Origin of the sequence: Tunicatimonas sp., from assembly GCF_049647865.1 — a bacterium.
GTDB lineage: Bacteria > Bacteroidota > Bacteroidia > Cytophagales > Cyclobacteriaceae > Tunicatimonas.
The window spans coordinates 1-2,983 of record NZ_JBARYM010000689.1 but is presented as its reverse complement, the minus strand read 5'-3'; the positions used below and the strand labels follow the sequence as shown (position 1 = coordinate 2,983).

General features: G+C 45.4%; 2 protein-coding genes. Both read right to left on the bottom strand.

What is annotated here, in order from left to right; all coding sequences use genetic code 11:
* Positions 1 to 421, bottom strand: a 421-nt coding sequence (locus WBA23_RS20170; RefSeq protein ID WP_424584083.1) for a RagB/SusD family nutrient uptake outer membrane protein, incomplete at its 3' end; no start/stop codon positions are given.
* A gap of 39 nt (positions 422 to 460) precedes the next feature.
* On the bottom strand, positions 461 to 2,983 hold a 2,523-nt coding region (locus WBA23_RS20165; RefSeq protein WP_424584082.1), incomplete at its 5' end, for a SusC/RagA family TonB-linked outer membrane protein.

Below are 2,983 nucleotides of genomic sequence, written 5' to 3'. Positions count from 1 at the left end.
CAAGTATTCGGGCTTTCTGGGCTTCGTCCATTGGAGTAATATCAGGTACTCTGTCCAATACTAAATTAGCATTCGCTACTAAGCGGTAAATCCCTCGCCACCAGTTACGAATATGGCCAGTGTTTTCGTCCCAAGTCAATGAGTACAGATTGTTCAAATCCGAATTTTGGGCAGTTTCGGTAGTAGCTGTACCCGTTGGCGCCTCCAGCAATTGCCAATTAGAAGAAAAGATTCCTGCTCCGTCGCCGTAAAACCGGGTATCGTCGTACACGGCGGCAATAGCTGCTTCGGCGTGGTCAGGTATTGTGAAAAAGCTTTCCGGCGTCAGATTGGAAGGATCTTCTTCGTCCAGAAAATCAGAGCAGCTTGCCGCTACTAAGATGCATCCGCTCAGGAGAATCTTGCTGACAAAATTAATCATATGAAATTTCATAATAAGTATTTTTAGTTTTTGCAATGATTATAGGCCTACTCTTAATCCAAAGGTATACGTAGTAGTCTTCGGATATTCGTGCCACTTCATCCCTTGAGAGAATACGTTGTTGCTTACGCCTCCCCGTATAGGAGTAATTTCGGGATCACCGATTACTTCATCATCGACTAGCAGAAAGAAATTTTGTACCGAAGCATATACTCGGAGGTTATCTAGGAAGATTCTTTCGGTAAATGCTCTCGGAAAATTATATCCTAACACCAGATTTCTTCCTCGCAGAAACGAACCGTCTTGTACCCAGTGCGAATCAACATTGGTCACGTAACCAGCGCGCGTATCCCGAATTTGGGCAATCATGGTGTTTTGATTGTCCGGTGTCCAGGCATCTAGTACGGTGGTGTAGCTATTAGCCAGTGCCTGGCGGTCTTCACTAGAGTGAAGGTTCATATCCATAATGTCATTTCCGTAGGAGAACTGCAAATCCAACAACAGATCGAAGTTTCCGAAACGAATATTGTTGATAAAGGCCCCCCAAAAGTCAGGACTACCATCGCCAATAATCATCCGGTCGGCATCGGTAATGGCCTTATCGCCGTTTACGTCTTCGTACTTAATGTCTCCGGGCAAAATGGTTAGTCCATTGCGGTAGCTGGTAAACTCAGCGGCTTCAGCAGCTTCATCGGTTCCCCACACTCCTAAGCGGTTCAGCCCCCAGAATGAACTGGCAGATTCGCCTTCGGTAATAATGCTGGTTTCGTTCGTGATCCCAGGGCCACCCACTCCGAAAATAGGTGCTCGGGTAGCTAGTTCTAACACTCTATTTCGATTGAAAGATATATTAAAATTAGAACGCCACTCGAGTTTATCTCTAGCAATATTGACGGTATTAATTGCTAATTCAACCCCTCTATTTTCCATAGACCCCACATTGCGGCGAATGGTCGCATAACCACTGGTTTGAGGAACCGGAGCATCTAACAACATATCGGTCGTTCTACGGTAGTAATAATCTGCTTCTAAAGAGACTCTGCCTTCAAATAGCCCCAGTTCAACTCCCACATCGGTTTGAGCTGTCTTTTCCCACCGTAAATCGGGGTTGGCCAAGCGGAATATACCGGTGCCGCTCACTCTAGATTCGTTAATAACGGCCGCGTATCCTGAACCTAGCAAGGCCAGCGATGAATAAGGAGGTATTTCCGAGTTTCCAGTTAAGCCGTAGCTCGTCCGAATTTTCAAGTTAGAGACCAAAGGACTATTGCTAAGAAATCCCTCTTCGGATACTCTCCACGCCAAAGCGGCTGAAGGGAAGAAAGCATATTTATTGTTATCTCCGAACTTAGAGGAACCATCCATTCGTCCCGTAAAAGTTGCCAGATACTTATCCATCAGACGATACTGAAACCGACCGAAATAGGAATTTAGTGCTTCCCGATTGGCGCCAGAACCTACTTCTAGGTTATTGCTACCGGCTCCTATATTGTTGAACTGGAAATAATCCGTAGCGAAAGTTCTAGCTTGGGCCGCCATTCCGAAGAAGTTTGATTCCTGCCAAGATATTCCGAGCATTCCCTCGAAGGCGTGAATATCAGCAAAGGTCTTATTGTAGGTCAAATAGTTTTCAAACGACCAGAAGGTGGTTCTATCATCATCTAACCAAGCACGGCCCTGATCGCCCTCCCGTATTGTACGGCCTTCGTAGCGATTGCTTTCCTGAGTAATCACGTTGGTTCCTAGTACCGTTCGGAAGATTAGATCATCTGTTAGTTTGATATTGGCGTGAGCCGAGCCAATAAACGTTTGGGTATTTAAAGCAAAATTACGTTCCAGCAGATTGTGTACCGAACTTCGGGTACCTTCGGCAAAGGGATAATCTCGGTTATCGGCGTAGGTACCGTCCGAATAGTACACCGGCAAGAACGGAAAATCTTCTACCATTCGTCGGGGAATTTGATCATTAAAATCCACATTGTTCTCCGACTGGAAATTGTAGTTGAGCGTAGTCCCAATAGTTAACCAATCCTTTACTTCCGTTTCTACCGCTACTCGTCCGGAGTAACGTGTTAAAAAATTGGTAAGGTATAGTCCTTGTATATCTTGGTACCCTAACGAGAGCGAGTAAGTAGTTTTATCACTGCCTCCGCTAAAGTTGAGCTGATGGTTCTGCGATAATTTACTCTGCGTAGTTTCCTCAAGCCAATTGGTGTCAAAGTAGGGATTTCCGTTACTATCAAATAGTTCGGGATCGGTCCTCTTCAACGCTGGATTTAAATAAGCCCACTTTCCTTCGGTCCATCCCTGCGGATCAAATTTTTCCATGTTTCGCCACGCCAAATCCTCTACGGCTAGGTATTGCTCGGTATTCAGGACTTCGGGTCGGTTGGGGCCAAAAGTAACTGTACTAAGATCTACACTATAGGAAATTTTTCCCTCACCCGCTTTTCCCTGCTTAGTAGTAATAAGTATTACCCCGTTTGCCCCTCTGGCACCGTAGATGGCGGTAGAAGAGGCATCTTTCAATACTTCTACCGATACAATGTCATTAGGGTTGAT